Source organism: Synechococcus sp. CS-1332 (assembly GCF_025127995.1).
GTDB lineage: Bacteria > Cyanobacteriota > Cyanobacteriia > PCC-6307 > Cyanobiaceae > Cyanobium.
The window spans coordinates 42,702-66,028 of record NZ_JAHLYP010000054.1; the positions used below are offsets into that span (position 1 = coordinate 42,702).

Sequence of the window (23,327 nt, forward strand, 5' to 3'; positions counted from 1 at the left end):
GCTAGCGTCCGCGCGACGTTGTTGATACTGCAGCCCATGCGAGCGCGGGTGCTGCACCGCTCCCTGGCTGTGCTGGCCCTGTGGCTGGTCGCCCTTCCCGCGGCGGCTGCCGAGGTCGGCACCCTCTGGCGGTTGCGCGACGGCGCCGGAACGGTGTTCATCGCCGGCTCCCTGCACCAGCTGCGCCGTGACCGGGCCGCCCTGCCCCCGTCCTATGGCCAGGTCTATGGCGAGGCGGAGCGGTTGGTGATGGAGCTCGACATGGACGCCATCAGCCCGGCGGCCCTGGCCGGCGAGCTGATGGGGCGGGCCATCGATTCCCAGGGCCGCTCCCTGAGCGACGGCCTGCCGCCGGCGTCCTGGCGGGCCCTGCAGCCGCGGCTGAAGGGCCTGGGACTGCCGGAAGCGGCGATCGATCGCTTCGAGCCCTGGGCCGTGGCCCTGCTGCTGGCGTCCGCCGAGTTCCTGGAGCGGGGCTACTCCCCGGACAGCGGCGTCGAGGGCCAGCTCCAGGCCAGGGCTGCCGCCGACCGCAAGCCCATCGACGGACTGGAGACGCCGGCCCAGCAACTCGAGCTCTTCGATGGGCTGAGCCGGGCGGATCAGGTGCAGCTGCTGGAGGTCACCCTGAAGGAACTGGACAGCGTCGGGCCGAGGCTTGAGGCCCTCGAGGGCGCCTGGCGGGCCGGCGACCTGGCCGGGCTCGATGCCCTCCTGCTCGGGGACTACCGTCAGCGCCCCGATCTGTACCAGCGCCTGGTGCTCCGGCGCAACCGGGCCTGGGTGGCTCCGGTACGGGAGCTCCTGCGACGCCCCGACGACACGCTGGTGGTGGTGGGTCTGATGCACCTGCTGGGGGAGCAGGGGCTGATCGCCCTGCTCAGGGCGCAGGGGCTGAAGCCGGAGCGGTTCGTGGCTGGGGCCTGGCGGCCCGATCCCTAGGAGCCCGCGCCGGAGCGATCAACGGACCCGAATCCAGGGTCCTGCATCAGGGCGTCTGGTTTCGGCCCTCCGCTGCGCCAGCGCAGCTCCCAGCCCTTGACGATCCTGTAGACGGCGGGCACCACCGCCAGGCTGAGCACCGTGGACACCAGCTGGCCGCTGAACACCACGGTGCCGATGCTCAGGCGGCTGGCGGCACCGGCTCCGAAGGGAAACAGCAGCGGGATGCAGCCCGCCAGCGAGGAGATCGCCGTCAGCAGGATCGGTCGCAGACGGGCGACGGCGGCCCCGTGGATCGCCTCCTCCAGGGGCAGGCCCGCCTTGAGCCGTTGATTGGCGAATTCCACGATCAGGATGCCGTTCTTGGCCGCCAGGCTGGAGAGCACCAGCAGTCCCATCTGCCCATAGACATCAAGGGGCAGGCCCCGCAGGCTCAGGCCCATCACGGCGCCGAGCATGGCCAGCGGCACGGTGACTAGGATGATCAGCGGATCGATGAAGTTCTCGTAGAGGGCCGCCAGCACCAGGCCCATCACCAGGATCCCCAGGGCGAAGACCCGCACGTTGCCGCCACCGGCGCGGGCCTCCTCCCGGGCCAGCCCGGCCCATTCCAGATCCACGGCGCCGGAGTCGCGGCTGCGATGCACCTGTTCGAGCAGGGCCATCGCCTGGCCGCTGCTGACCCCACGGCGCGGCAGGGCCCGGACGCTGATCGAGCGCACCAGGCGGGTGTGGTTGATGGTGGTCGGGCCGGCACCCTGCTCCACCTGCACCACCTCGGCCATCGGGATCAGCCGTCCCTCCCGGTTGCGCACCTGGAGGGCCAGCATGTCCTCCGTACCGGCGCGGGAGCGTCCGTCGAGTTGCACGATCACCTTGCGGACCTGGTCACCCTCAAAGGTGTCGTTGACGTAATCGCTGCCGAAACTGGCCCCCAGGGTGTCGACCACGGTCGCCAGATCCACCCCCAGGGAGGCCATGCGCAGGCGATCGGGCACCAGGGTGATCTGGGGGGCCCCGGCGCTGAAGCGGGTGGACACCCGTTGGAAGGCTGGGCTGCCCTGGATCTCGCTGGCCTGGGCATCGGCGATGAAGGAGCGGGCCTCCTGCTCGAAGGCCGCCAGGCTGAGCAGGCCGCCGCTGGTGTCGAGCAGTTCCAGTTCCAGCCCCCCCTCGCTGCTGAAGCCGCGCACGCTGGGGGCTTCGCTGAGCTGCACCACCGCGGTGCGGATGCCTTTGGTGAGCAGGGCGTTCATCCGCTCCGCCACGGCGACGCTGGTCTGGTCGGCCTCGGGGCGTTCCTTGATGGGCCGCAGCCGCAGGAAGAATTGCCCCTTGTTGGGGCTGCTGTCGCCGAAGGAGCGGCCTGCGTAGAAGTTGGCGCTGGTGATCGCCGGTTCCTTGGAGGCGAGGCGCCGCACCTCCTCCAGCACCTTCTGGGTCTGGGGCAGGGCCGTCCCGTCCGGCAGGATCACCACCCCCCGCAGCTGGCCGGTGTCCTCCTGGGGGATGAAGGCGGTGGGGAATTGCTGCAGGCTGACCATCGTGAGCAGGAGGCCCGCCAGCAGCAGCCCCACCACCAGACGGCGCCGGGCGAGCACCCCGTCCAGCAGGCGGCCGTAGGGGGCTTCGATGGCTTCAAGGGCCCGTCGTGGAGGATCGATCCAGCGCCGCAGCCAGGCCGGTTCGCGCCGTTCGGCGTGGAGCAGGCGGCTGGCGGCCACCGGGGTGAAGCTGATGGCGTTGATGGTGGAGAAGACCACCGCGCTGCTGATGGCGATGGCGATCGGGGCGTACAGCCGGCCCACGCTGCCTTCCATGGTCAGCACCGGCAGGAACACCACCACCAGCACCACGGAGGTGGCCACAACGGCACTGCCCAGCTCCGCCATCGCTTCCCGCGCCGCCAGGACGGGCGGGCGGCCATTCTCGATGCGCCTGCCGATGTCTTCACTCACGACGATGGCGTCATCCACCACCAGCCCGGAGGCCAGCACCATGCCGAACAGGGTGAGGGTGTTGATCGAGCTGCCGGTGAGCTTGAGCACGCTGAACGAGCCGATCAGGGCCACCGGCACGGCGCCGGCGGTGATCAGGGCCAGGCGGCTGTTGCCCAGTCCGAGCAGCAGCACCAGGAACACCAGCAGCACCGCGTCCCTCAGGGCCTCCACGGCGCCATCGATGCTGGCGCGCACGTTCTCGGCCTCATCCACGATCACTTCCATCGCCACCCCGGGTGGAAAGCGGGGGGCCAGGGCGTCCAGGGCCTTCTCCACGCCCTGGCGCACCTCGAGGGCGTTGCTGCCGTCGCGCTGGAAGATCCCCATCGCCACGGCCGTCTCGCCGGCCAGGTTGGTGGCGATGGTCTCGTAGCTCTCGCTGCCGAGCTCCACCCGTCCCACGTCCTTGAGCAGGGTGACCCCGCCGTCGCCGGTGCGGGCCACCACCAGTTGTTCGAACTCCTGGGGCGAGCGCAGTCGGCCTTCCATCCGCAGGGGCAGGGTGGTCATCTGGCTGGATGGAACGGGGGCTTCGCCGGTCTGCCCCAGGGCCGCCAGGACGTTCTGCTGCTGCAGGGCCTGGCGCACCTCGGCGATCGTGAGGTTGCGGGCCTGGAGCTGGTCGGGATCGAGCCACAGCCGGAAGGCCAGGCTGCTGCCGCCGAAGAGATTGACATCACCCACCCCGGCGACCCGGCGCAGCCGGTCGCGCACCACCTGGTCCACCCAGCCGGTGAGGAAGGTGTCGGCATAGGTGCCGCGGCTGGCGCTGAAGCTCAGCACCATCAGCAGATCATCGGAGCTACGCCGTACCTGGACCCCGAACCGGGCCACCGGCGCGGGGAGCTGACGGGCCACCACGGTGGCTTCGTTCTGGGTGTTGATCTGGTTGAGCTCCGGGTTGCCGCCCTCGAAGCCCAGGGTGATCGTGCTGCCGTTGGCGGAGCTGGTGGAACGGATCGTGTCGAGACGTTCCAGGCCGTTGAACTGCTTTTCGAGCAGGGCGGTGACACCCTGCTCCACCACCTCCGGTCCGGCGCCGGGGTAGCTGGCCCGCACCGTGACCCGTCCGGGCGCGATCGGCGGCAGGTTTTCCACCTGCAGCACAGGCAGGCTCACCAGGCCCCCCAACAGGATGAGCAGGCTGACGACCAGCGTCAGCACGGGCCGGCGCAGGAAGGGGTCGGAGATCGACTTCACGGAATCGCCTGGGTGGGCACCGACCCTTTTCGCTCCGTGATCCTGGCAGGGGAATCTGCTGCGCTGTGATCCGCTGCGCTGTGATCAGCGCAGGTCGCGTTTCAGCACGGCGTAGAGGTAGTCGGGAGATTTGTAGCGGCTGGGGAGGCAGATGTGGAGCTGCTCCAGCCGGCTCCAGCAGACCGTCTTCTGAATCGCCTCCATGGTGCGTCCCTCCTTGAGCAGCAGCCGCATCGCCTTGCAGTACAGGGAATATTTCGCCTCAAGCTCGCCGATCGTGGGGGGCTGACCCTGGACCTGGGGCATGGGGGAAGGGGGCACCCGGGTTTTTCAGGGGCGCCTTACCACTCTACGAGCTGGCCAGTATCCCCTCGACGCCCAAAGCCCGCTCCGGAACGGCGTACCCGAGGGTGGCGGCCTGTCCATCGCTGAGCCGCCCGGCCGCATGCAGCACCCCGGTGATGCGCGGAATGTCGAGCACGGCATGGCAGCGGTAGCCCGACCTGGCGAGCCGCTGGCGGGCGCTGGTGTCCGCCTGACCGCCGTGGTCGATGAACACCACCACGTCCTCCACCTCCAGGCCGGAGCTTTCCAGCTTGGCGATGCCCTCAAGCACGCTGGTGCCGGTGATCAGGATGTCGTCCACCACCACCACCCGGTCGCCCTCCTCGAAGTCCCCTTCAATCAGGCGGCGGGCCCCGTGGGCCTTCACCTCCTTGCGCGGGTAGAGCAGGGGCTTGTGCAGCTGCAGGGACAGCCCGGTGGCCGTGGGCAGGGAGCCGTAGGGAATGCCGGCGATGCGGTCGAAGACCAGCTCACCGAGCTGGCCGGCGTAGGCATGCAGCACCCGGTGGAAGAGGTTGGGATCGGAGATGATCTGGCGCAGATCCACGTAGTAGTTGAAAACGGCCCCAGAGGCCTGCACGTAGTCGCCGAACAACAGGCAGCCCATGTCGAACAGGTCGAGGATCAGGCTGGCCAATGGGTCTTCGCTGCCATCGGCATCCGGCGCGGCGCCGGCTGTCGCCCCGCTGTGCTTTTGGCGATCCGGCAGCCACAGGCTGCAGACATCGCTCTGGTCCTGCGCCCGCCGCTCCAGCCAGCGGTCCCGCCGTTCGCTGATGCGTTGCTTGAGGGCGGCCGAGCGCTCGGCGATGTCGTCCTCCACCAGCAGGTTTTGGGGCAGGGGCATCAACAGGCCGTCGGCCGACGGACTCAGTCCGGCCTCCAGCAGGGCATCGAGCCGGTCCTCCTCTCCCCAGAGGCTGCGCAGGATCAGGAAGCGCTCCGGTGCCTCCTGGCGCACCCGGGCCAGGATGGCGGGGTCGCTGGTGCCCACTTCCAGCAGCAGCTGGTCGGGGGTGGCCCAGAGCTGGGTTTCCCGCACGATGCGCAGGTAGAGGGGGTCGTCCTCATCGGGGTGATGCTGCAGCACCCTGGCGGCCGCATTGGCGCTGTGGCAGGTGATCACCACCGCCTTTTCGGGATACAGCAGGAAGGGGGCGGCGATGTCCTGGCCGGCCAGGGGCGAGAGGGTGACGCCATCGGCGCCGAGTTCGCGGAACAGGTAATGGGCCAGGGCCGAGGAACTGTTCAGGTCCCCGTGCTTGGCATCGATGATCAGGGGGATGTCGAGGGGCACCAGTTCCCGCACCTCCCGCAGCAGTTCCAGTCCGACGGGGCCGAGGGCCTGGTAAAAACCGAGGCTGGGTTTGTAGGCGCAGACGTGGTCGGCGGTGGCTTCCACCACCGCCTTGATCCAGTAACGCGCCTGGGAGAGAAACGAGCGACCCCCCATGCCGCGGCGGTGGGCCCAGGCCTGCAGCATCTCCGGGTTGGGATCGAGGCCGGTGACCAGAAGCGACTGACGGGCGGCGATGGCGTCGGTGAGCCGGACGAAAAAGCCCATCGCGCGGGGGGTGATTGCCCAAGGTGCTAGGGCGAGGGGCGTCGCCTGCGCGAGTGGGTGACACAGCTCTTATTGATCCCTCGGGTTCAGGGGATCGCCCGCAGGGCGGACCGCAAACCGATCAAAGTGGCGAGGACGGCGCCCGCCAGAACTGGAATCAGCACGAAGTCATTGACGAGCTCCAAGGAAACTCCCATGGATTTGCCGAAGCTGATGGCCAGGTATGGGATGAACCAGGCGGCCAGGATCGGCACCAGAATCAGGCTGATCCAGGCGCGTTGACCCGCGCCGGTGGCCCCTCGGGACAGCAGGGCGCCCGTGAGTCCCAGGATGGGCACCAGGAAGATGAATTTGTAGTCGTAGGACTTGGTGAACAGGTAGGACCCCACCCAGGTGCCCGAGAAGAGGCTGATGGTGACGGCAATCAGCCGTCCATCGAGCCGGTTGGCTTGCGACGCCAGAAAAGAGTGCAGACGGTGGCGCATCTCCTGCCGCCAGGCTCCAACGAACCCCATCAAAAGGAAAAGGAGCTTGATCCCCAGGCAACCGAAGAGCAGGACTCTGGAGTGAGCTCCGGACAAGTTGACCAACTTGTCTAAATAGACTTGGTTATCCATCAGCCCATGGCTCAGGATCCCGCCTGAGGGAGCTGGGGAATTGCGCAGAATCGGGCCGAGCCAGGGCAGGACCAGGGACAGGCCGGCCACCCCACCGAGCAGACCCCAACGGAGGTTTCTCACCGGAAGCTGGGCCTTGGATCTCAAGCCTGCAGGCAGCCATTGAGTGGCGATGAGGCCGAACAGGGGAAGGATCTTGGTGGCCACAGAAAGGAACGCCAGGGGGGCTGCAGCCACGGCCAAGCGCGGCCTCTGGCTTGACAGAGCCAGAGCCAGCAACGCCAGCAGCAGGAACACGATCAGATCGTTGTTAGCCCGCTCCAGCGCCAGTTGGAATGGCAGCGACAGGTAGGTCAGGGCCAACAGAATCCCTGCCACGGCAGCAGAGGGGATCAGGGTGAAGAAAAAGGTGCCGGTGAGCAGGGCCACGGCGGCCCCCAGCGCTATGCCCACCCACCCGAGGCTGGCACTGGAGAGACCAAGGGCACTGAACATCCACAGGGCCATCGGCGGATAGGTGAACAGGCGGCCGTAGGGGTCGCAGTTCACCCGGCCGTCGAAGAGATCGCTCAGGCTGCCGACACAGCGGGAGCTGTGGGTGAGCATGGCAAGGTCGGCAAAGGGGGGAGTGACCATCGCGACCTGCCGGATCGGTGCGAAGGCCAGGCCGCGCCATTCCTGAAGCGAAGGAACGGCATACACAACCAGAGAGAAGCAAACGTAGAGAAAAGATGATCCTGCCAGCAGATAACCTAAACGGTTGTTGATGTCAGAGGCTGAGGGCTTCTTTGTCTTCCGATCTGACATCGACTGGGAAGGGCTTAGGGCCAAATGATATCACGAATTAAGTGCTAATCCAGGGCCTCAAGTTTCTCGTAAGTGGGACTCCATCGGCAGTCTTCGAGTCTTGCTCTGGCGGCCTCGAGGCTGCTGGCCTGGCGCGCCAGTCCCTCCTGCACCGCCGCGATCGCCACGGCTTCGGCCACGGCCCGGGACACCGCCTGCACGGCTGAAAGGGGTGGCATCAGCGGCGCCTCAGGATCGCTGGCGGCAGGAATCACCCGGGCCAGGGCCTCGATGCTGGCGTCAATCATGGTGTCGCTCACCTCCCTGGCGCCCACCGCCACGGCTCCGTAACCCAGGCCGGGGAACACGAAGCAGTTGTTGCACTGGCCGATCACCCGTTCGATCGGCTGGCCGGCGCTGCCGGTGCAGGCCACGGGGGGGAAGGGGCTGCCGGTGGCCACCAGCGCCCGGCCCTGGCTCCAGTCCAGCAGGTGCTCCGGGGTGATCTCCGCCAGGTGGGTGGGATTGGAGAGGGGCAGAACGATCGGCCGCTCGACACCGCCGCAGAGCGCCTCCACCACCGCCTGGTTGAAGGCCCCGGCCGCCGTGGAGGTCCCGATCAGCACCCCCGGCCGCACCGCTTCGATCACGGCCAGCAGGCCCGGCCCGTGGCTGCTCTCGCCGGCCTCCGCCCCGAAGCGGGCCGTCAGGAGCTGTTGCGACTTGGCAAACGGCCGGGCGCCGCCCGCAAGAGACGGGGTGGCGGCGTGGATCAGCCCATCACGATCGATCAGCCAGAGGCGATCAGCGGCTTCGGAGGCGGTGAGCCCCGCGCGCTGCAGCAGACGCCAGAGCCGCTCGGCGATGCCGCAGCCGGCACTGCCCGCCCCGAAGATGACGATCTGCTGATCAACCAGCTGCTTGCCGAGGCCCCGCAGGCCGGCCAGGATCGCGGCGGCGGCCACGCTGCTGGTGCCCTGGATGTCGTCGTTGAAGCTCGGCACCCGGTGCCGGTAGGCCTCCAGCACGGAGCGGGCATGGGTGGCGCCGAAGTCCTCCCAGTGCACCAGGGCGCCGGGGCAGACCCGCTGCACCGCCGAGACGAAACAGTCGAGGAAGGCGGTGTAGGCCTCCCCCTGCAGGCGGGGCTGGCGCAGGCCCGGGTAGCAGGGGTCGGCGAGCAGTTCCGGCCTGTCGGTGCCCACATCGAGCATCACTGGCAGCCCCCTGGCTGGATCGAGCCCGGCGCAGAGGGTGTAGACGGCCAGCTTCCCCTGGCAGATCTGGATGCCCCCCACGCCCTGGTCACCGATGCCGAGGATCCCCTGGGCGTCGGTGACCAGCAGCAGGTCCGGGGAGTGGTCGCCGCAGGCCTGAACCAGCAGCTCCTCGAGACGCTCCTGCTGCGGTGCCGCCAGGTAGATCCCCTGGCTGGGGCTGCGGTAGGTGTGGCTGAAATGCTGGATCGCCTGCCCGACCGTGGGGGTGTAAACGATCGGCATCGCCAGCTCGATGTGATCGGCCAGGAAGCGGTGGAAGAGGGTCACGTTCCGCTCCCTCAGGGTCTGGAGGTAGGCGTAACGCTCCAGGTCGCTGCCCATCGCCTCGAAGGCCAGGCGGCAGCGCTCCACCTGGGCCTCGATGCTCTCCACCTGCCAGGGCAGCAGGGACTCCAGGCCCAGGGCCTGGCGCTCTGCCCGGCTGAAGGCGGTGCCCTTGTTGAGCAAGGGGTCATTCAGCAGCTCGGCGCCGCGGAGGATCGTGCTCCGCTGGCGACGGGGTTCGGCGACCACGGCGTGCTCCTGGGTCCGCTGGCGCCCCCATCATCCATGGGCCGCCGGGATCACGCTGCCCGCGCCGCCCCGGGAATCTGGGCGAGAGTGGCCGCTCTGAGCAACCTGCGGTCTCGGCTTGATGCCCTTGTGACGTCCCCCATGAAGATCGTGCGGTACCTCGATGGCGCGGGTGGCCTCCATCACGCCCGTCTGGATCCCGACGGGCTCCTGGAGCGTTTGGCGGGCGACCTGTTCGGTGAACTGGTGCCCACGGGCGAACCGGCCGTGGCGAAGCGGATCCTGGCCCCTTTGGAGCCCCGGGCCATCCTCTGCATCGGTCTGAACTACCGCCGCCATGCCGCCGAGACCGGTGCGGCGATCCCCTCCTATCCGGTGCTGTTCATGAAATCGCCGGGGGCGGTGCAGCACCCGGACGCCCCCATCACCCTGCCGACCACCGCGTCCAGCCACCAGGTGGATTACGAGGGGGAACTGGCGGTGGTGATCGGTCGCACCTGCCGCAACGTGCCGCGCTCCGAGGCCCTCAAGGTGGTGCTGGGCTACACCTGCGCCAATGACGTCAGCGCCCGCGACTGGCAGAAGCAGCCCCGCCTCGGCGGCGGCCAGTGGTGCCGCGGCAAGAGCTTCGACAGCTTCGCGCCCCTGGGCCCCTGCCTGGTGAGCGCCGCAGCGATCCCCGATCCCCAGGCCCTCAGCCTGCAGACCCGCCTCAACGGCGCAACGGTTCAAGCGGCCAGCACCGCCGACATGATCTTTCCAGTGGCGGAGATCATCGAATTCCTCAGCGCCAGCACCACCCTGCTGGCCGGCACCGTGATCCTCACCGGCACCCCCAGTGGTGTGGGCATGGCGGCTGATCCACCCCGCTGGCTGCGCGTGGGCGATACGGTCGAGGTGGAGATCGAAGGCATCGGTGTGCTGCGCAACCCGGTGATCGAAGAGCCCATCTCCGCGCAGATCCACTGACGTTCTATCCCCCGCCTCCCGCTTGATGAAGCTGCCCGCCGCCTGGACTGCCCAGCCCGCCTGGGCCGAACGCAGCGGTGGCTATCGCCACTTCGCGGTGCTGGGCCAGCGGGGTCGCGGCCGCGAGCGGACCGTGGAGCTTCAGGCGGTGCTGGAGCCGCAGGTCCGGCTGCTGGTGCCCCTGGGTGAGCTGCGCGACCGCGATGCATGGCAACCGGGCTGGCAGCAGCTGCCGCAGCAGGAGGGGCCATCCGAGGGGACGGCCCTTTGAGGGACGCGGCCGGGCTCAACCCCGAGACAGTCCCCGACGGGCGACCACGTCCCAGGCCTGGTCGTTGTCGGCGCTGATGCTGTACCCGTCGGCCTGGAGCAACTGCTCCAGGTCATGGGTCAGCTGACGCGAACGGGCGATCACCAGCGCGTCGTCGCCTTCGATCGTCGCCATTTCCTGCAGCGCGGCCTCATCGTGCTGACGGAAGGTCTGGGCGATTCGATGGGCCCGGTGGGCCCGCACTCCCAGCAGCCTGAGGGCATCGATGCCCATCTCCAGGGCCGAGCCGAAGGTTTCCCGACGGATCAGGCTCACCCCATGGCGGATCAGGGCGTAGGCATGGCGGCGATCCTGGGCTCGGGCCAGGATCGCCAGGTGGGGGAAATGCTTCTGGGCCAGGGCCACGATCTCCAGTGCCTTGTCGGGATCATCAATCGCCACCACCAGCAGCCGGGCCTGGGCGGCCCCGGCCGCCTGCAGCAGATCGAGCCGACCGGCGTCGCCGTAGAACACTGTCCAGCCGAAGCGCCGCAGCAGATCGATCTGGGCGGGGCTGTGGTCCAGCACCGTGATGCGACAGCGGTGGGCCAGCAGCAGCCGCCCCACAACCTGCCCGAAGCGGCCGAAGCCGGCGATGATCACCGGGCTGTCGCTCGTGTCGATGCCGTCGGCCTCCCGTTCCTCGTCCGGGCTGGCGAAACGGGGCTGCAGCCAGCGGTCGTTGGCGATCAGCAGCAGGGGGGTGAGCAGCATGGAGAAGGCCACCACCGCCACGAGCACGGCCGTGAGGCTTTCCGGCAGCACCTTGGCCTTGGTGGCGAAGGAGAACAGGACGAAGGCGAATTCGCCCCCCTGGGCGAGGGCGAAGCCGAACAGGAGGGTCTGGCTCCAGGCCAGACGGAAACCCCGCCCCAGGGCCACCAGCACGCCCAGCTTGGTGAACACCAGGGCTACTACCAGGCCCAGGATCAACCACGGCCGCTCGATCAGCAGGCCGAAATCGATGCTGGCCCCCACCGTGAGAAAGAACAGCCCGAGCAGCAGCCCCTTGAAGGGGGCGATGTCACCCTCCAGCTCGTGGCGGTATTCGTTGTCGGCCAGCACCACCCCGGCCACGAAGGTGCCCAGGGCGGGTGAGAGGCCCACCTGCTGCATGGCGAGGGCAATGCCGATCACCAGCAGCAGGGCCATGGCGGTGAACACCTCCCGCAACCGCGTGGCGGCCACGATGCGGAACACGGGCCGCATCAGGTACCGGCCGCCGACGATGATCCCGGCCACGATTCCCAGCACCATCACAGCCTGCAGCCAGGGATTGAGCGCCGGCCCGTGGCCCCCCAGATCGGCCTTCTCGTAGGCCAGCAATGGCAGCAACGCCAGGATGGGGATCACCGCGATGTCCTGGAAGAGCAGCACCGAGAAGGCCGACTGGCCCGCGTCGGTTTTCGCCAGGCCCTTCTCGTCCAGGCTCTGCAGGCCGATGGCCGTCGATGACATCGACAGGATCAGCCCCACCGCCAGGGCCATCGTCCAGGCCAGCCCGAGCCCCATGGCCAGGGCCGCGATCAGCAGGGCGGTGGCCAGCACCTGCAGGCCACCCATGCCGAGGATCGGCAGTCGCAGACGCCACAGCCTGGAGGGCTGCAGCTCCAGCCCCACCAGGAACAGCAGCATGACCACGCCGAACTCGGCGAAGTGCATCACGTCCTCCCCCTCCTGCCCCACCAGACGCAGGCCGAAGGGGCCGATCACCACCCCGGCGATGAGATAGCCGAGCACCGAACCCAGCCCCAGCCGGTTGGAGATCGGTACCGCCACCACGGCCGCAGCCAGATAGATGAAGGCCTGCAGGAAAAGGCTTTCGTCATGCATGGTCGGTCACCGGGGAGGGGCCGAGCACCCGCTCGAGGTTGTGATACAGGTACTCCCCTTCTGAGAGTCCATCCCAGCGCACCGTGTCATCCCGCAGCCCCATGAGCAGGAGCCGGTAGGAGCGGACGTAGGGGTCGATCTGGCCGGCCTCCCGGAGCAGGTGGGTGCCGTGGATCACGAAGGGGGGCAGCCAGTCCATGCCGCAGAGGCGGGCGGTCTGCTCGAAGGGTGCCAGCAGTTCCCTGATCGCAAAGCGGTTGGCGCCGGAGCGGCTGTAGGCCTGCTGCTGGCCGCCGGTGGTGATGGCCGAGAGAAACTTCTTGCCCGCCAGGGCCGTTCCGCCGGCACCGTAGGCGAAGCCGTGCTCGAGCACCAGGTCCTGCCACTCCTTGAGAATCGCCGGGCTGCTGTACCAGTAAAACGGGTGCTGGAACACGATCACGTCGTGGGCAAGCAGCAGGGCCTGCTCCCTTTTCACGTCGATGTGGAAGCTGGGATAGGCCTCGTACAGATCGTGCAATGTGACGTGTTCGAGGTCGCCGATGGCCCGGATCAGGCGACGGTTCACCCAGGACTTGTGCAGGGCCGGATGGGCGAACAGCACCAGGATGCGGTTGGCGTTGTCCATGGGCCGTTCCTCCGTGTGCGGAGGTTAGTCGGCATTCTCGGCACGGACAGACGCAGGAAGGCGTTGCTTGCAGGCTGGCGATTCGCCCCGGATTCCCGTCTGCCGGCCGGATGGATTCCGCCGCTGTCCCTAAACTGGCCTCACCTGAAAACGGCCCTGTGACCTTCAACGGATCCCTGGCGGAGCTCCAGGCCCTGGTCGAGGGCCTCGGCTGCGTTGGCCACTGGGTCCACGAGGGGGCCTTCGAGATGCTGGTGATCGAGGACGGCGTATCGAACCTGCGGCTCAACTGGTGGCCCGGGACCGGAACCCTGATGCTGGTGGGAGATCCGGCCCAGCGCAGGGAACTGGAGCCGCGGCTGAAGGAGGCCCTGGCCGGCCGCGCCTGAACGCCGCTCAATCCCGCACGAGCAACTCGGTGGTGCCGCTGCGCCGCAGCAGATCGCCGAGCACCAGCAGGTCGTTGCCATGGATCAACCCGATACAGCCGTCGGTGCCACTGCTGCGCCCCCGGCCAGCGCTGGGATCATGGTGGATGCCCAGGCCCCGGCGGGCGGTGTGGAAGTCGGGTTCCAGGCCGATCCAGAGAAACCGGCCCAGTTCGGCATCTTCCGTCGGGGGCACGGGCGTGATCTCGGTGACGGCATAGCGGCCCCGCGGCAACGGCGCCTTGCTGCCCAGCCGGCCCCGGTCGCCGTCCTGGCGCCGCATCCGGCCCACCAGCGCTTCATAGGCCCGCGGCGGCTGTCCGGGGAGCAGGAGCTGCAGCTCCCAGATCGGATCGCCGGTGATGGGCAGCCGCCGCTCGGTGCGGACCAGCACCATCTGCCCGCCGCCGCTCCCCACCGCCAGGGCCCTGGGACCAGGACCAGCCAGGGGCGCGGCCAGGCCCCAGGCAAGGGCCAGCAGGGCCAGGCCGGTGGATCGCTTCATGGACAACACGGGACCAGTGCCCGTGTTACTGCCCCGGCAAGGGCGCCACAAGGGCGGGGCTGCCACCCTTCGACGCCTCAGTCCCGTTCATCGCCGTCCCGGCTGATCGTCACCAGGGCCGGTGCGAACAGGAACACCGTGTCCCCCAGCCGTTCGGACTGACCATCCAAGGCGAAGACGCCGCCCGAGACGAAGTCGATGGTGCGCTGGGCCTCCTCCGGCGCCATCGCGCTGAGGTGCAGCACCACCGTCTTGAACTGCTGCACCGCCAGCACCGCATCGACGGCTTCTTCGAAGCGGGCCGGTGTCATCACCACCACCTCGTGAAACCAGGTGCCGAAGGGGGTCTCCATCGACCCAGGTTGCCTCAGCACGGCTCTCCCAGCTACCGGCTGGTCTTGGGCGAACGGGCAGGAACCGCCTCAGGCGACCACGGCGATGGCGTCGATTTCCACCCGCGCCCCCTTCGGCAGGGCCGCCACCTGCACGCAGGCCCGCGCCGGAGCCACCCCCGCTCCGAACACACCGGCGTAAAGGCTGTTGACCCGGGCGAAGTCGTTGAGATCCACCAGATACACGGTGGTGCGGACCACCTGATCGGGGCTGCAGCCGGCGGCGGCCAGCACCGCCTGCAGGTTGGCCAGCACCTGGACGGTCTCGGCCTCCACATCGCCATCGCCCACCAGCGTGCCGCTCACCGGATCAAGGGCGATCTGGCCGGAGCAGTAGAGGACGCCACCGGCGAGCACGGCCTGGTTGTAGGGGCCCACCGGGGCGGGGGCGGCCGGGGTGTTGACCGGATGAGACAAGGGCCTGTGCCTTTCGTCACCCCTGCCAGCACTGGAACTCATGACGGGTGACAATGCGGGACTGGGATCTTATGGCCTCTTCCACCACCATCGCCACGCCAGCCGCCACGCCAGCTATCACGGCTTCGAGCACCGGGGAGATTACCGGCCTCGCCCCGCGCGACCACGTGTGCATCGAGGATCTCTGGTATCGCTATCCGGGCCGCGACGCCCCGTCCTGGACCCTCAAGGGGATCGACCTCGTTCTCGGTGCAGGGGAGCTGGTGGGTCTGCTGGGCCCTTCCGGTTGCGGCAAGACCACCCTGCTGCGGCTGATCGCCGGCTTCGAGCGCCCCGGCCGCGGCAGCATCAGCATCGGCGGACAGCAGGTGGCGGGTCCGGAGCGGCTGTTGCCACCCGAACGGCGCGGCGTCGGCATGGTGTTCCAGGACGATGCCCTCTTTCCCCATCTCGATGCCTGGCGCAACGCCTGTTTCGGCCTGCGCCGCGGCCAGGACACCGCCAGGGTGGCCTGGTTGCTCGACCTGCTGGGCCTGGGCGGACTGGAGCGCCGCTATCCCCACGAACTCTCCGGCGGCCAGCGTCAGCGCCTGGCCATGGCCCGGGCCCTGGCGCCATCGCCCTCGGTGGTGCTGCTGGATGAACCCTTCTCCAATCTCGACGTGGAGGTGCGGCTGCGGCTGCGCAGCGAGCTTCCGGCCGTGTTGGCCCGCTGCGGCGCCAGCGGCCTGATGGTCACCCACGACCCGGAGGAGGCCCTGGCGATCTGCGACCGGGTGGGCGTGCTCCGCGACGGGGTGCTGCACCAGTGCGCGCCGCCCCGCGAGCTGGTCGACCAACCGGCCACCGCTTTTGTGGGCCAGTTCGTGCTCCAGTCCAATCTGTTGCCGGCCCACTGGCGAGACCGCCGTCTGCAGACCGTGCTCGGGGATCTCGAGCCGGCGACCAGAGGTTCAGACGGCCCGGAGGAACCGGAGGCCCTTGAGGTGATGGTCCGTCCCCAGGCCCTGGAGTTTCTGCCCGAGGAGGATGGTCCGGCCTGGATCACCGGCCGAGAGTTCCTCGGCCGGGAATGGCTCTACCAGGTGCAGCTCGGTGACCACCGGCTGCGCTGGCGGGCTCCCCTGGCGGCGGACCACCCCCATGGCTGCAGGGGCCGGCTGCGGTTCCGCGCCGGCGAGTCGGCGCTGTTGTTTCCTGGTGGACGTTCCCTGGTGACCCTGCCGCTGGGACGCGCCTCCGAAAGCCTCAGCTCGCCTCCCTGACCCCGGACACGAGGCGGCGCCTCAGCAACAGCAAAGTGCAATCGTCCTCAAGGTGCTGGCTGCTGGTGAAGCCCCGTAATCTGTGGCGCAATTCGTTGACCAACGTGTTCAGGGGGGCCTGGCCTGCTTCGCCAAGCAGGCGCTGGCAACCCTTAACACCGAAGGGCTCCCCTTGGATGTTCTCCGCTTCGGTGACACCGTCGGTGTACACCATCAGCAGGTCTCCGGGTTCAAGCTGCAGGCTCAGATTTCGATAGGTTCGGCCGGGGTACACACCAACCACCACGCCCTTTGGCATCGGAATCGGATGGATCTCGCGGTTCTGGAGCAGCAGTGGCGGGCAGTGGCCACCGTTGGAGTAGGTGAAGAGGCCGGAGTCCACATCCAGATAGCCACAGAACATCGTGACAAAAAGGGATGCTTCGTTTCCCTCCGTGAGGCTGTCGTTGAGGCGGCGCAGAACGTCGTCAGGAGATGTTTCTGTGTTTGCAAGAATCCTCAGCAGCCCAACAGTGCGAGCCATGAACAGTGCCGCTCCGAGACCATGGCCGGAGACGTCACCAATACAGATGAAAAGTTTGTTCGTCTCGACGAAAAAGGCATCGAAGAAATCTCCTGCCACCGTGGTCGCAGGCTCCATGAGCGTGGCGATCTCGATGTCTGGATGCTCGGCAAACAGGCAGCCCTGGGGTGGCAGCATGCCCAGCTGCAAGTCCCGGGCCAGGTCCATTTCCTTGCGGAGATGGGACAGCTCCAGGGCTTCCCGCTGGGCAGCCAGCGTGAGCTGATTGGTGAGCCGGGTGCGCTCCACCAGGGAAATCATCATGTTGCGAGCCACCCCCGGCAGTTGCACCAGGTGCTTCCAGAACACCTGCGGGGGAATCCTCAGGACAACCGCGTCATCTTCCGCCCGCACCAGGGCCGATGCAGGCATCCCATCGATGGCGGAGAACTCTCCGATGCATTGCCCGATGGGAATGGCAATGCCCTTTCCCCTGGATCCTTCCGCGCCGAGGTGAACGGTGACTGTTCCCGCCAGGATGATGAAGATGTCCTTGTTGGTCTGGCCAGGGGTGAGCAGTACACGGCCTGGTGCCAGGGTCAGAAGATCACAGCGATTCACTGCCGCCATCAACTGATCCGGCCTGACATTCCGAAACAGTGGAATCTCTTGGAAGGGAAGGGAAGTGGTGGTCGAGGAGTCAAGGGAGAGTGAGGGCTCGACGCACATTCCAGATCAGGGTCCTTTCGGCCAGTAGATCCCGAGCTTAAGCACGTTCCTGTCCCCGGCCCTCTCGTAGCTGCGTTCATCCATGAAACGCCTCACGAGCAGAAGGCCGAGACCACCTGGTTCGGCGTCGGCAAGGGAGCGGGGCAGGGGCCCGCGGCTGACGCCCAGGGGATCGAAGGCTGGACCGGTATCGATGATGGTGAGGGTGGCCAGACCGCGATCCCCGCAATCGGCCAGCTCCAGGCTCAGATCCACCGGAGCGCTGAAATCGGCGGCCCCGGCGTGGTCGATGAGGTTGGCCAGCACCTCGTTGAGGCAGAGGTCGAGTTTGCCGGCAGGTCCGGAGGGGACGGCCTGGGTCTGGCAGCTCTCCGTGAGCCAGATGGAGCAGCGACGCAGTTCCAGGGGGGTGGGCTGCACCGAAAGGCTGAGCACGTCGGGCTGGGGTGGCGCCATCAATCGAATCTCAGGCCAGAGCTTCCCGTTCGGCCTCAGCCTCATCGCTGATCATCGGGATCACGTCGTCGATGCCGGTGGTTTCCAATGTGTCCCTGACCAGCTCGTTGTCACCGAGAAGCAGCACCATGCGGCCACCCTTCTGATCGAGGGCGCGGGCACTGGAAATGATGCTGCGAATGCCGATGGAGGCCAGAAAACTGACATCGCGCAGATCGACAATGACAGGCAGTGGCTTGATGGCCGTCAGTGACGTGAGCTTCAGGGCAATCTCTTCCATGCCGAGCATGTCGAGCCGACCCGCCAGAACAACCTTGCGCAGCTTGATGGAGCCATCGGCCTCCAGGACATCGTCCGATCGGATCGAAGCCGCCTGCATGATGACCGCTGGGAATTGAACGAGTCGACATTACCCGGCTGATGCCAGGCTCAGAATGGACTGCCGCAGGGTTGTGTTGTGCAACACCTTCATGGTGGAAGACGACACTCAGCCTGCCCCAATCCTGCCCCCAATCCGGCGGCGGCGTTCAATCCGTCCAGTCATTCTTGCTGCGCCGCAGGGCGGCCAGTTCCCGGGCATCCGTCGCCCGCAGGAACAGGTTGGTGCGCCGTTCTTCGCCGATGCTGCTGGGGATGGTGGGCTTGTCCTGGGTCCGGGCGAGCAGCACTGCGGCCAGCCGTTCGGCGATGGCCCCATCCCCCGGTTGCTGGGCCGCGGCCCAGCGCAGATTCGAGGCGGTGTACTCATGGGCGCACCACACCCGGGTCGTCTCCGGCAGCGCTGCCAGCAGGCCCAGGGAGTGATGCATCTGCTCGGGACTTCCCTCGAACAGCCGGCCGCAGCCGGCGGCGAACAGGGTGTCGCCGCAGAACAGCTCCCCCTGCAGGGGCAGGTGGAAAGCCAGGTGGGCACGGGTGTGGCCCGGCACCGCCAGCACCTCCACCGGCTGGCCCAGCAGGCTGAAGCGATCACCACCCGCCACCCCCCGGGTCTGGAAGGGGATCCGCTCCCGATCGGCCAGGGCCGCCACCACCTCCGCCCGGGGCCATTCCGCCAGCAGTCCGGGGGTGCCGCCGATGTGATCACTGTGGTGGTGGGTCTGCAGCACCGCCACCAGCTCCAGGTCCCGCTGCTTCAGCCAGGCGATCGCCGGGGCCGCCACGGCAGGGTCCACCACCGCCGCCTGGCGGCCGTCGTGGAGCACGAACAGGTAGTTGTCCCGCAGCACCGGCAGCAACACCACCTGCAGCGCGGTGGCGGGCCCGGCTTGGGCGTGATCCGGCATCGTTACAGTCCAGGTTGCTGCTGGCTTCCATGATCACCGCCAACCAGCGGTCTCCGATCACCGTCGCCCTGGCCAAGGGTGCCCTGCTGAAGGATTCGGTGCGCCGCTTTCAGGCGGCCGGTCTGGATTTCTCCGATCTGCTGGAGGAGGACAACCGCCTGCTGATGGTGCCGAGCCGCTGCGGCACAGCCAGGGCCCTGCTGGTGCGCAACGCCGATGTGCCGGTGTACGTGGCCTACGGACAGGCCCAGCTCGGGGTGGTGGGCTACGACGTGCTGCGGGAGCACCAGCTGCCGGTGGCCCAGCTGGTGGATCTCGGCTTCGGCGGCTGCCGCATGGCGGTGGCGGTGAAGGCCAGCAGCGGCTATCGCCGCGCCGCCGATCTGCCGGCCCACTGCCGCGTGGCCAGCAAGTTCACCCGCTGCGCCGAAGCCTTCTTTGAGCAACTGGATCTGCCGGTGGAGCTGATCCACCTCACCGGTTCGGTGGAGCTCGGTCCGATCACGGGCATGTCTGAGGCGATCGTCGACCTGGTGGCCACCGGCCGCACCCTGCGCGACAACGGCCTGGTGGCGATCGAGGATCTGTTTACCAGCTCGGCCCGGTTGATCGGCCATCCTCTGGCCCTGCGCCTCGATGACGGGTCCCTCCAGGGCCTGGTCGAGCGGGTCGCCACCGTCCAGATGAATGTCCAGAGGCCCGTCCAGGTGCCGGTCCGATGAGCAGCCTCGATGGCCAGCGCCTGCGGCGACTGCTGCCTTACCTGGGCCGGGATCGCAAGCGGCTGCTGCTGTCCCTGCTGCTGCTGATCCCCCTGGCCCTGGCGGCCGCGGTGCAGCCGTTGCTGGTGGGGCAGGTGATCTCCAAACTCCGGGGCGAGGAGGTGCTGTCCTGGCTGGCCCCTTTGCCCGTGCCGGTGGCCCTGAGGCTGCTGGTGCTGCTGCTGCTGGCGGCGGTGCTGCTGCGCCTCTCCCTGCAGGGCACCCAGACCTACAACGTGCAGGTGGTGGGTCAGCGGCTCACCGCCCGCATCCGCGATGACCTGTTCCGCCACGCGATGGCCCTGTCGCTGCGTTTCCATGACCGCACGCCGGTGGGCAAGCTGCTCACCCGCCTCACCAGCGACGTCGATGCCCTGGCCGAAGTCTTCGGCAGTGGTGCGGTGGGGGTGCTCTCCGACCTGGTCACCCTGCTGGTCATCGGCCTGACGATGCTGTCGATCGAGTGGCGTCTTGGGCTGCTGCTGCTGGCCAGCCAGGTGCCGGTGACCATGGGGGTGCTCTGGTTGCAGGGCCGTTATCGCAAAGCCAACTACCGGGTGCGGGAGGAACTGGGCCAGCTCAACGCCGACCTGCAGGAAAACCTCCAGGGGCTGGAGGTGGTGCAGATGTTCCGGCGTGAGGCCGTCAATGGCGAGCGCTTCTCCCACACCACCGACGCCTACCGCCAGGCCGTCACCGGCACGATCTTCTACGACAGCTCCATCTCGGCCTTCATCGAGTGGGTGGCCCTGGCGGCCGTGGCGATGGTGCTGGCCCTCGGCGGCGCCATGGTCACTGGCGGGGCGATGGGCCTGGGCACCTTGACCACCTTCATCCTCTTTTCCCAGCGGGTGTTCGACCCGCTGCGGCAACTGGCGGAGCGCTTCACCCAGATCCAGGGGGGCCTCACCGCCGTTGAGCGCATCGGGGAACTGCTGGAGCAGCCGATCGAGATCGCCGATCTGCCCGCCAGCGAGCGCAGCCCCGCCGCGGTTCGCTCTGGTGCCGAACGCTTCAGCCCCGGCGAGGTCGAGTTCGAGAACGTCTCCTTCGCCTACCGCCCCGACGATCCGATCCTCACAGATCTTTCCTTCCGCATCGCTCCCGGGGAGCACGTGGCCATCGTGGGCCCCACCGGATCCGGCAAGACCACCGTGATCCGGCTGCTCTGCCGGCTCTACGAACCGCAGCAGGGCACCATCCGCCTCGACGGGGTGGACATCCGCGAACTGCCGATCGCCACCCTGCGCCGGCGCCTGGGGGTGGTGCTGCAGGACACTTTCCTGTTCAGCGGCAACGTGGCCGACAACCTGCGCCTCGATGCCGACATCAGCGAGGCGGATCTCGAGCGCCTCTGCGGCGATCTCGGCCTCACCCCCCTGCTGGGCCGGCTGGGGGATGGCCTGGCCACGGAGCTGCGCGAGCGGGGCGGCAACCTCTCCTCCGGCGAACGGCAGCTGCTGGCCGTGGCGCGGGTGGCGATCCGCGACCCCTCCGTCCTGGTGATGGACGAGGCCACCGCCTTCATGGATCCCTCCACCGAAGCCACCCTGCAGCGGGACCTCGAAACCCTGCTCAGCGGCCGCACCGCCATCGTCATCGCCCACCGGCTGGCCACCGTCGAAGCCGCCGACCGCATCCTGGTGCTGCGCCGGGGTCGTCTGATCGAGGAGGGCAACCACCGCGAGCTGCGGGCCGTGGGCGGGCTCTACGCCCAGCTGGCTGAACTGCAGGAAAAGGGGCTGGCCGCACTCTGAAGCCCATTGGTCTGCGCCGGCAGGCCCAGCGCATCCTCCAGCCAGGTGTCGATCAGGGCCGCCAGCTCGCGGGGTTTCTGGCACATCGGCAGATGGCCCAGCTCGTTGAGGATCACGAGCTGGTGCGCGGGGCTGTAGCCGGCCAGGTGGCGCACGTAGCGGGGCTGCATCACCTGGTCGCGGCTACCGGCGATCCAAAGGCTGGGCACCTGGAGTTCGGCGGCCAGCCGGGGCAGCTGGCGAACGGCGCCCCGGTTGGTGCTGCAGGCCAGCAGTCCCTGCGCAGCGCGGCCATCGGCCACCAGGGGGCTGCGGATCGCATCTGTCCCGGGTAGCTGGGCCGCCCAGGCCGGTCGCCAGCGCAGGAACGCAGCCCCTCCCCGCCGGACCCGGGCGAAGGGGCGGGGCTGGTACACACCGCCCCCCACCGCGATCTGCACCAGACCCCGCAGTTGCTCCCCCAGCAGGGGCGCCGCGTGCAGCGCCAGGCTTCCCCCCAGGGAGTGGCCCAGCAACACCACCGGCCTGCCGGCGGCTTTCCGTTGGGCGGCTTCGGCCAGCCAGCGGCCGTAGCTGGCCAGGCTGGCCTGAAGCCCCCGCGGTCGGTCCGTGCCGCCGAAACCGGGCAGATCAGGGCACCACAACGACCAGCGCGGTGCCAGTTCCCGTCTCAGGGGGTGCCACAGCCGGCCCGCCAGCAGCCAGCCATGCACGCCCACCAGCAAGGGGGACACGGGCGCCTCCGGATCTGGAGGCGCCTGGGGCCCATCGGAGCTGGCGGAGGAGACGCTCAGGGTGGTCGCCCAGTGGAATCTCCACCCTGCCGCAGTCCGGCCGGCATCCGTCAGGATCTTCAGAACGCGTAGCCCCCACGCCGTGCCCGAGACCCTGCCACTGATGACCGAGCTCTATGGGTCCGGGCACCGGCTCTGCACCACCCCCAATCCCAATCTGGAACTGGTGCTCAGCCAGACCCGACCGATCGACCTGATCGAGCTGGAGGCGCTCTGCGACGCGGTGGGCTGGAGCCGCCGCCCCATGCGGCGCGTGCGCAAGGCTCTCCAGCACAGCCTCCTACAGGTGGGGCTCTGGCGCCATGACGCGCGGCTGCCACGGCTGGTGGGCTTCGCCCGCTGCACCGGTGACGGGGTGGTGGAGGCCACAGTCTGGGACGTGGCGGTCCATCCGCGCTTCCAGGGCGCCGGCCTGGGCAAGGAGCTGATGGATTATGTGCTCGAGCAGTTGCGGGCCATGGGCATCGACCGGGTCAGCCTGTTCGCCGACCCCGACGTGGTGGGGTTCTACGCCGCTCAGGGCTGGGAGCTGGAGCCGCTGCAGCGCCGCTGTGCCTTCTGGTATGCCCCCTGAGGGCTGGGGGCGTAATAGCGCTCGGCGAGCTGCGCCGCCGGGGTGCCGCGGCGCCAGGCGCGCCTGAGCCTGGCGTTGGCCAGCACCGTCTGCCACACTCCCAGCCGCTGCCAGCGCCGGCCGTTTGCCCGCAGGGCCAGGCCGAGGGTGCCGATCCTGGCCTGGCGCCTGAGGCGCTGCACGAACTCCAGGTCCTCCATCAGCGGCAGTGGTGCGATCCCGCCGGCGGCGTCGTGGAGCGCCCTGGCCAACAGCAGACCCTGGTCGCCGTAGGGCAGCTGGCGCCAGCGGCTGCGCAGCTCCACCGCCAGCTCCACCAGGCGCAGGGCCGGGTCGTCGCCGGCGATGCGCAGCCGGAAGGCCCAGGCTCTGGCGTCGCCGGCGTCGATCGCGGCAGCGATCGCCGGGGCCCAGCCCAGCGGCAGGCGCACGTCCCCGTGGAGCAGCAACAGCCAGGACCCTGCGCTGCGGGCC

The 23,327-nt window shown here is 68.5% G+C and carries 24 protein-coding genes and 1 pseudogene; 8 read left to right on the top strand and 17 right to left on the bottom strand.

The window, feature by feature from the left end:
- The first annotated feature begins 36 nt into the window (after window positions 1-36).
- Window positions 37-942 (top strand): TraB/GumN family protein, encoded by a 906-nt coding sequence (locus tag KQ305_RS14520; RefSeq protein WP_259726118.1) that lies wholly within the window; start codon window positions 37-39, stop codon window positions 940-942.
- Here the strand turns inward: KQ305_RS14520 and KQ305_RS14525 are convergent.
- The 5 genes from KQ305_RS14525 to KQ305_RS14545 form a co-directional block, all read right to left on the bottom strand.
- Entirely contained in the window at window positions 939-4,142 is a 3,204-nt protein-coding gene (locus KQ305_RS14525) for an efflux RND transporter permease subunit (protein WP_259726119.1), read from the bottom strand. The two genes, KQ305_RS14520 and KQ305_RS14525, sit on opposite strands and share 4 nt — an antisense overlap.
- A gap of 84 nt (window positions 4,143-4,226) precedes the next feature.
- Window positions 4,227-4,448 (bottom strand): DUF3136 domain-containing protein, encoded by a 222-nt coding sequence (locus KQ305_RS14530; RefSeq protein WP_094584893.1) that lies wholly within the window; start codon window positions 4,446-4,448, stop codon window positions 4,227-4,229.
- A gap of 43 nt (window positions 4,449-4,491) precedes the next feature.
- Complete coding sequence (locus KQ305_RS14535; RefSeq protein ID WP_259726120.1) at window positions 4,492-6,051, bottom strand: bifunctional orotidine-5'-phosphate decarboxylase/orotate phosphoribosyltransferase; 1,560 nt, start codon at window positions 6,049-6,051, stop codon at window positions 4,492-4,494.
- Window positions 6,052-6,137: 86 nt separating this feature from the next.
- The gene (locus KQ305_RS14540; protein ID WP_259726121.1) at window positions 6,138-7,304 is read right to left on the bottom strand and encodes a hypothetical protein; all 1,167 of its coding nucleotides are present in this window, start codon (window positions 7,302-7,304) and stop codon (window positions 6,138-6,140) included.
- 215 nt (window positions 7,305-7,519) lie between these two features.
- A complete protein-coding gene (locus tag KQ305_RS14545) occupies window positions 7,520-9,247 on the bottom strand; it encodes an NAD-dependent malic enzyme (RefSeq protein ID WP_259726122.1) in 1,728 nt (575 codons plus the stop codon).
- Between the two features lie 141 nt (window positions 9,248-9,388).
- On the opposite strand from KQ305_RS14545, the gene KQ305_RS14550 reads away from it, so the two are divergent.
- Window positions 9,389-10,216: a fumarylacetoacetate hydrolase family protein gene (locus tag KQ305_RS14550; RefSeq protein WP_259726123.1), complete on the top strand. Its 828-nt coding sequence runs from the start codon at window positions 9,389-9,391 to the stop codon at window positions 10,214-10,216.
- A 25-nt stretch (window positions 10,217-10,241) separates the two neighbouring features.
- On the top strand, window positions 10,242-10,487 hold the full coding sequence (locus tag KQ305_RS14555) for a TIGR02450 family Trp-rich protein (protein WP_259726124.1): 246 nt from the start codon (window positions 10,242-10,244) through the stop codon (window positions 10,485-10,487).
- 15 nt (window positions 10,488-10,502) lie between these two features.
- On the opposite strand, the gene kefC is transcribed toward KQ305_RS14555, so the two are convergent.
- Window positions 10,503-12,359 carry a glutathione-regulated potassium-efflux system protein KefC gene (kefC, locus tag KQ305_RS14560; protein ID WP_259726125.1) on the bottom strand — a complete coding sequence of 619 codons (1,857 nt, stop codon included), beginning with the start codon at window positions 12,357-12,359 and terminating at the stop codon, window positions 10,503-10,505.
- Window positions 12,352-12,987, bottom strand: a complete 636-nt coding sequence (locus KQ305_RS14565; RefSeq protein WP_259726126.1) for an NAD(P)H-dependent oxidoreductase — start codon at window positions 12,985-12,987, stop codon at window positions 12,352-12,354. The genes kefC and KQ305_RS14565 overlap by 8 nt, the downstream gene beginning before the upstream one ends.
- 158 nt (window positions 12,988-13,145) lie before the next feature.
- Between KQ305_RS14565 and KQ305_RS14570 the strand changes: the two genes are divergently transcribed.
- Entirely contained in the window at window positions 13,146-13,376 is a 231-nt protein-coding gene (locus tag KQ305_RS14570; RefSeq protein WP_259726127.1) for a hypothetical protein, read from the top strand.
- Window positions 13,377-13,383: 7 nt separating this feature from the next.
- On the opposite strand, the gene KQ305_RS14575 is transcribed toward KQ305_RS14570, so the two are convergent.
- The 3 genes from KQ305_RS14575 to KQ305_RS14585 all read right to left on the bottom strand — a co-directional run bounded on the left by KQ305_RS14575 (window position 13,384) and on the right by KQ305_RS14585 (window position 14,771).
- A complete protein-coding gene (locus KQ305_RS14575; RefSeq protein ID WP_259726128.1) occupies window positions 13,384-13,920 on the bottom strand; it encodes a L,D-transpeptidase in 537 nt (178 codons plus the stop codon).
- 77 nt (window positions 13,921-13,997) lie between these two features.
- The gene (locus KQ305_RS14580; protein ID WP_259726129.1) at window positions 13,998-14,273 is read right to left on the bottom strand and encodes a cell division protein SepF; all 276 of its coding nucleotides are present in this window, start codon (window positions 14,271-14,273) and stop codon (window positions 13,998-14,000) included.
- A gap of 69 nt (window positions 14,274-14,342) precedes the next feature.
- On the bottom strand, window positions 14,343-14,771 hold the full coding sequence (locus KQ305_RS14585; RefSeq protein WP_259726130.1) for a Rid family detoxifying hydrolase: 429 nt from the start codon (window positions 14,769-14,771) through the stop codon (window positions 14,343-14,345).
- 29 nt (window positions 14,772-14,800) lie between these two features.
- Here KQ305_RS14585 and KQ305_RS14590 point away from each other — a divergent pair, with 29 nt between their 5' ends.
- A complete protein-coding gene (locus KQ305_RS14590; protein WP_259726131.1) occupies window positions 14,801-15,994 on the top strand; it encodes an ABC transporter ATP-binding protein in 1,194 nt (397 codons plus the stop codon).
- Here KQ305_RS14590 and KQ305_RS14595 read toward each other — a convergent pair.
- The 5 genes and pseudogenes from KQ305_RS14595 to gloB all read right to left on the bottom strand — a co-directional run bounded on the left by KQ305_RS14595 (window position 15,978) and on the right by gloB (window position 18,967).
- Window positions 15,978-16,805, bottom strand: a complete 828-nt coding sequence (locus tag KQ305_RS14595) for a PP2C family protein-serine/threonine phosphatase (RefSeq protein ID WP_259726132.1) — start codon at window positions 16,803-16,805, stop codon at window positions 15,978-15,980. The two genes, KQ305_RS14590 and KQ305_RS14595, sit on opposite strands and share 17 nt — an antisense overlap.
- A gap of 60 nt (window positions 16,806-16,865) precedes the next feature.
- Window positions 16,866-17,225, bottom strand: a pseudogene (locus KQ305_RS15460) (cyclic nucleotide-binding domain-containing protein); the annotation flags it as partial.
- 6 nt (window positions 17,226-17,231) lie between these two features.
- Window positions 17,232-17,681, bottom strand: coding sequence for an ATP-binding protein (locus tag KQ305_RS14600; protein WP_259726133.1), 450 nt, complete (start codon window positions 17,679-17,681; stop codon window positions 17,232-17,234).
- Between the two features lie 10 nt (window positions 17,682-17,691).
- Entirely contained in the window at window positions 17,692-18,060 is a 369-nt protein-coding gene (locus KQ305_RS14605) for an STAS domain-containing protein (RefSeq protein WP_259726134.1), read from the bottom strand.
- A gap of 148 nt (window positions 18,061-18,208) precedes the next feature.
- The gene (gloB, locus tag KQ305_RS14610) at window positions 18,209-18,967 is read right to left on the bottom strand and encodes a hydroxyacylglutathione hydrolase (protein ID WP_259726135.1); all 759 of its coding nucleotides are present in this window, start codon (window positions 18,965-18,967) and stop codon (window positions 18,209-18,211) included.
- 29 nt (window positions 18,968-18,996) lie between these two features.
- Between gloB and hisG the strand changes: the two genes are divergently transcribed.
- Both hisG and KQ305_RS14620 read left to right on the top strand, forming a co-directional pair.
- Window positions 18,997-19,689, top strand: a complete 693-nt coding sequence (gene hisG / locus KQ305_RS14615) for an ATP phosphoribosyltransferase (protein WP_259726136.1) — start codon at window positions 18,997-18,999, stop codon at window positions 19,687-19,689.
- The gene (locus KQ305_RS14620) at window positions 19,686-21,485 is read left to right on the top strand and encodes an ABC transporter ATP-binding protein (RefSeq protein WP_259726137.1); all 1,800 of its coding nucleotides are present in this window, start codon (window positions 19,686-19,688) and stop codon (window positions 21,483-21,485) included. Before hisG ends, KQ305_RS14620 begins: the two co-directional genes overlap by 4 nt.
- Here the strand turns inward: KQ305_RS14620 and KQ305_RS14625 are convergent.
- A complete protein-coding gene (locus KQ305_RS14625) occupies window positions 21,437-22,219 on the bottom strand; it encodes an alpha/beta fold hydrolase (protein WP_259726138.1) in 783 nt (260 codons plus the stop codon). The genes KQ305_RS14620 and KQ305_RS14625 overlap by 49 nt on opposite strands.
- Window positions 22,220-22,382: 163 nt before the next feature.
- On the opposite strand from KQ305_RS14625, the gene KQ305_RS14630 reads away from it, so the two are divergent.
- Window positions 22,383-22,853: a GNAT family N-acetyltransferase gene (locus KQ305_RS14630; RefSeq protein WP_259726140.1), complete on the top strand. Its 471-nt coding sequence runs from the start codon at window positions 22,383-22,385 to the stop codon at window positions 22,851-22,853.
- On the opposite strand, the gene KQ305_RS14635 is transcribed toward KQ305_RS14630, so the two are convergent.
- A partial coding sequence (locus KQ305_RS14635) for a glycosyltransferase (protein ID WP_259726139.1) occupies window positions 22,796-23,327 on the bottom strand: 532 nt, incomplete at its 5' end. The two genes, KQ305_RS14630 and KQ305_RS14635, sit on opposite strands and share 58 nt — an antisense overlap.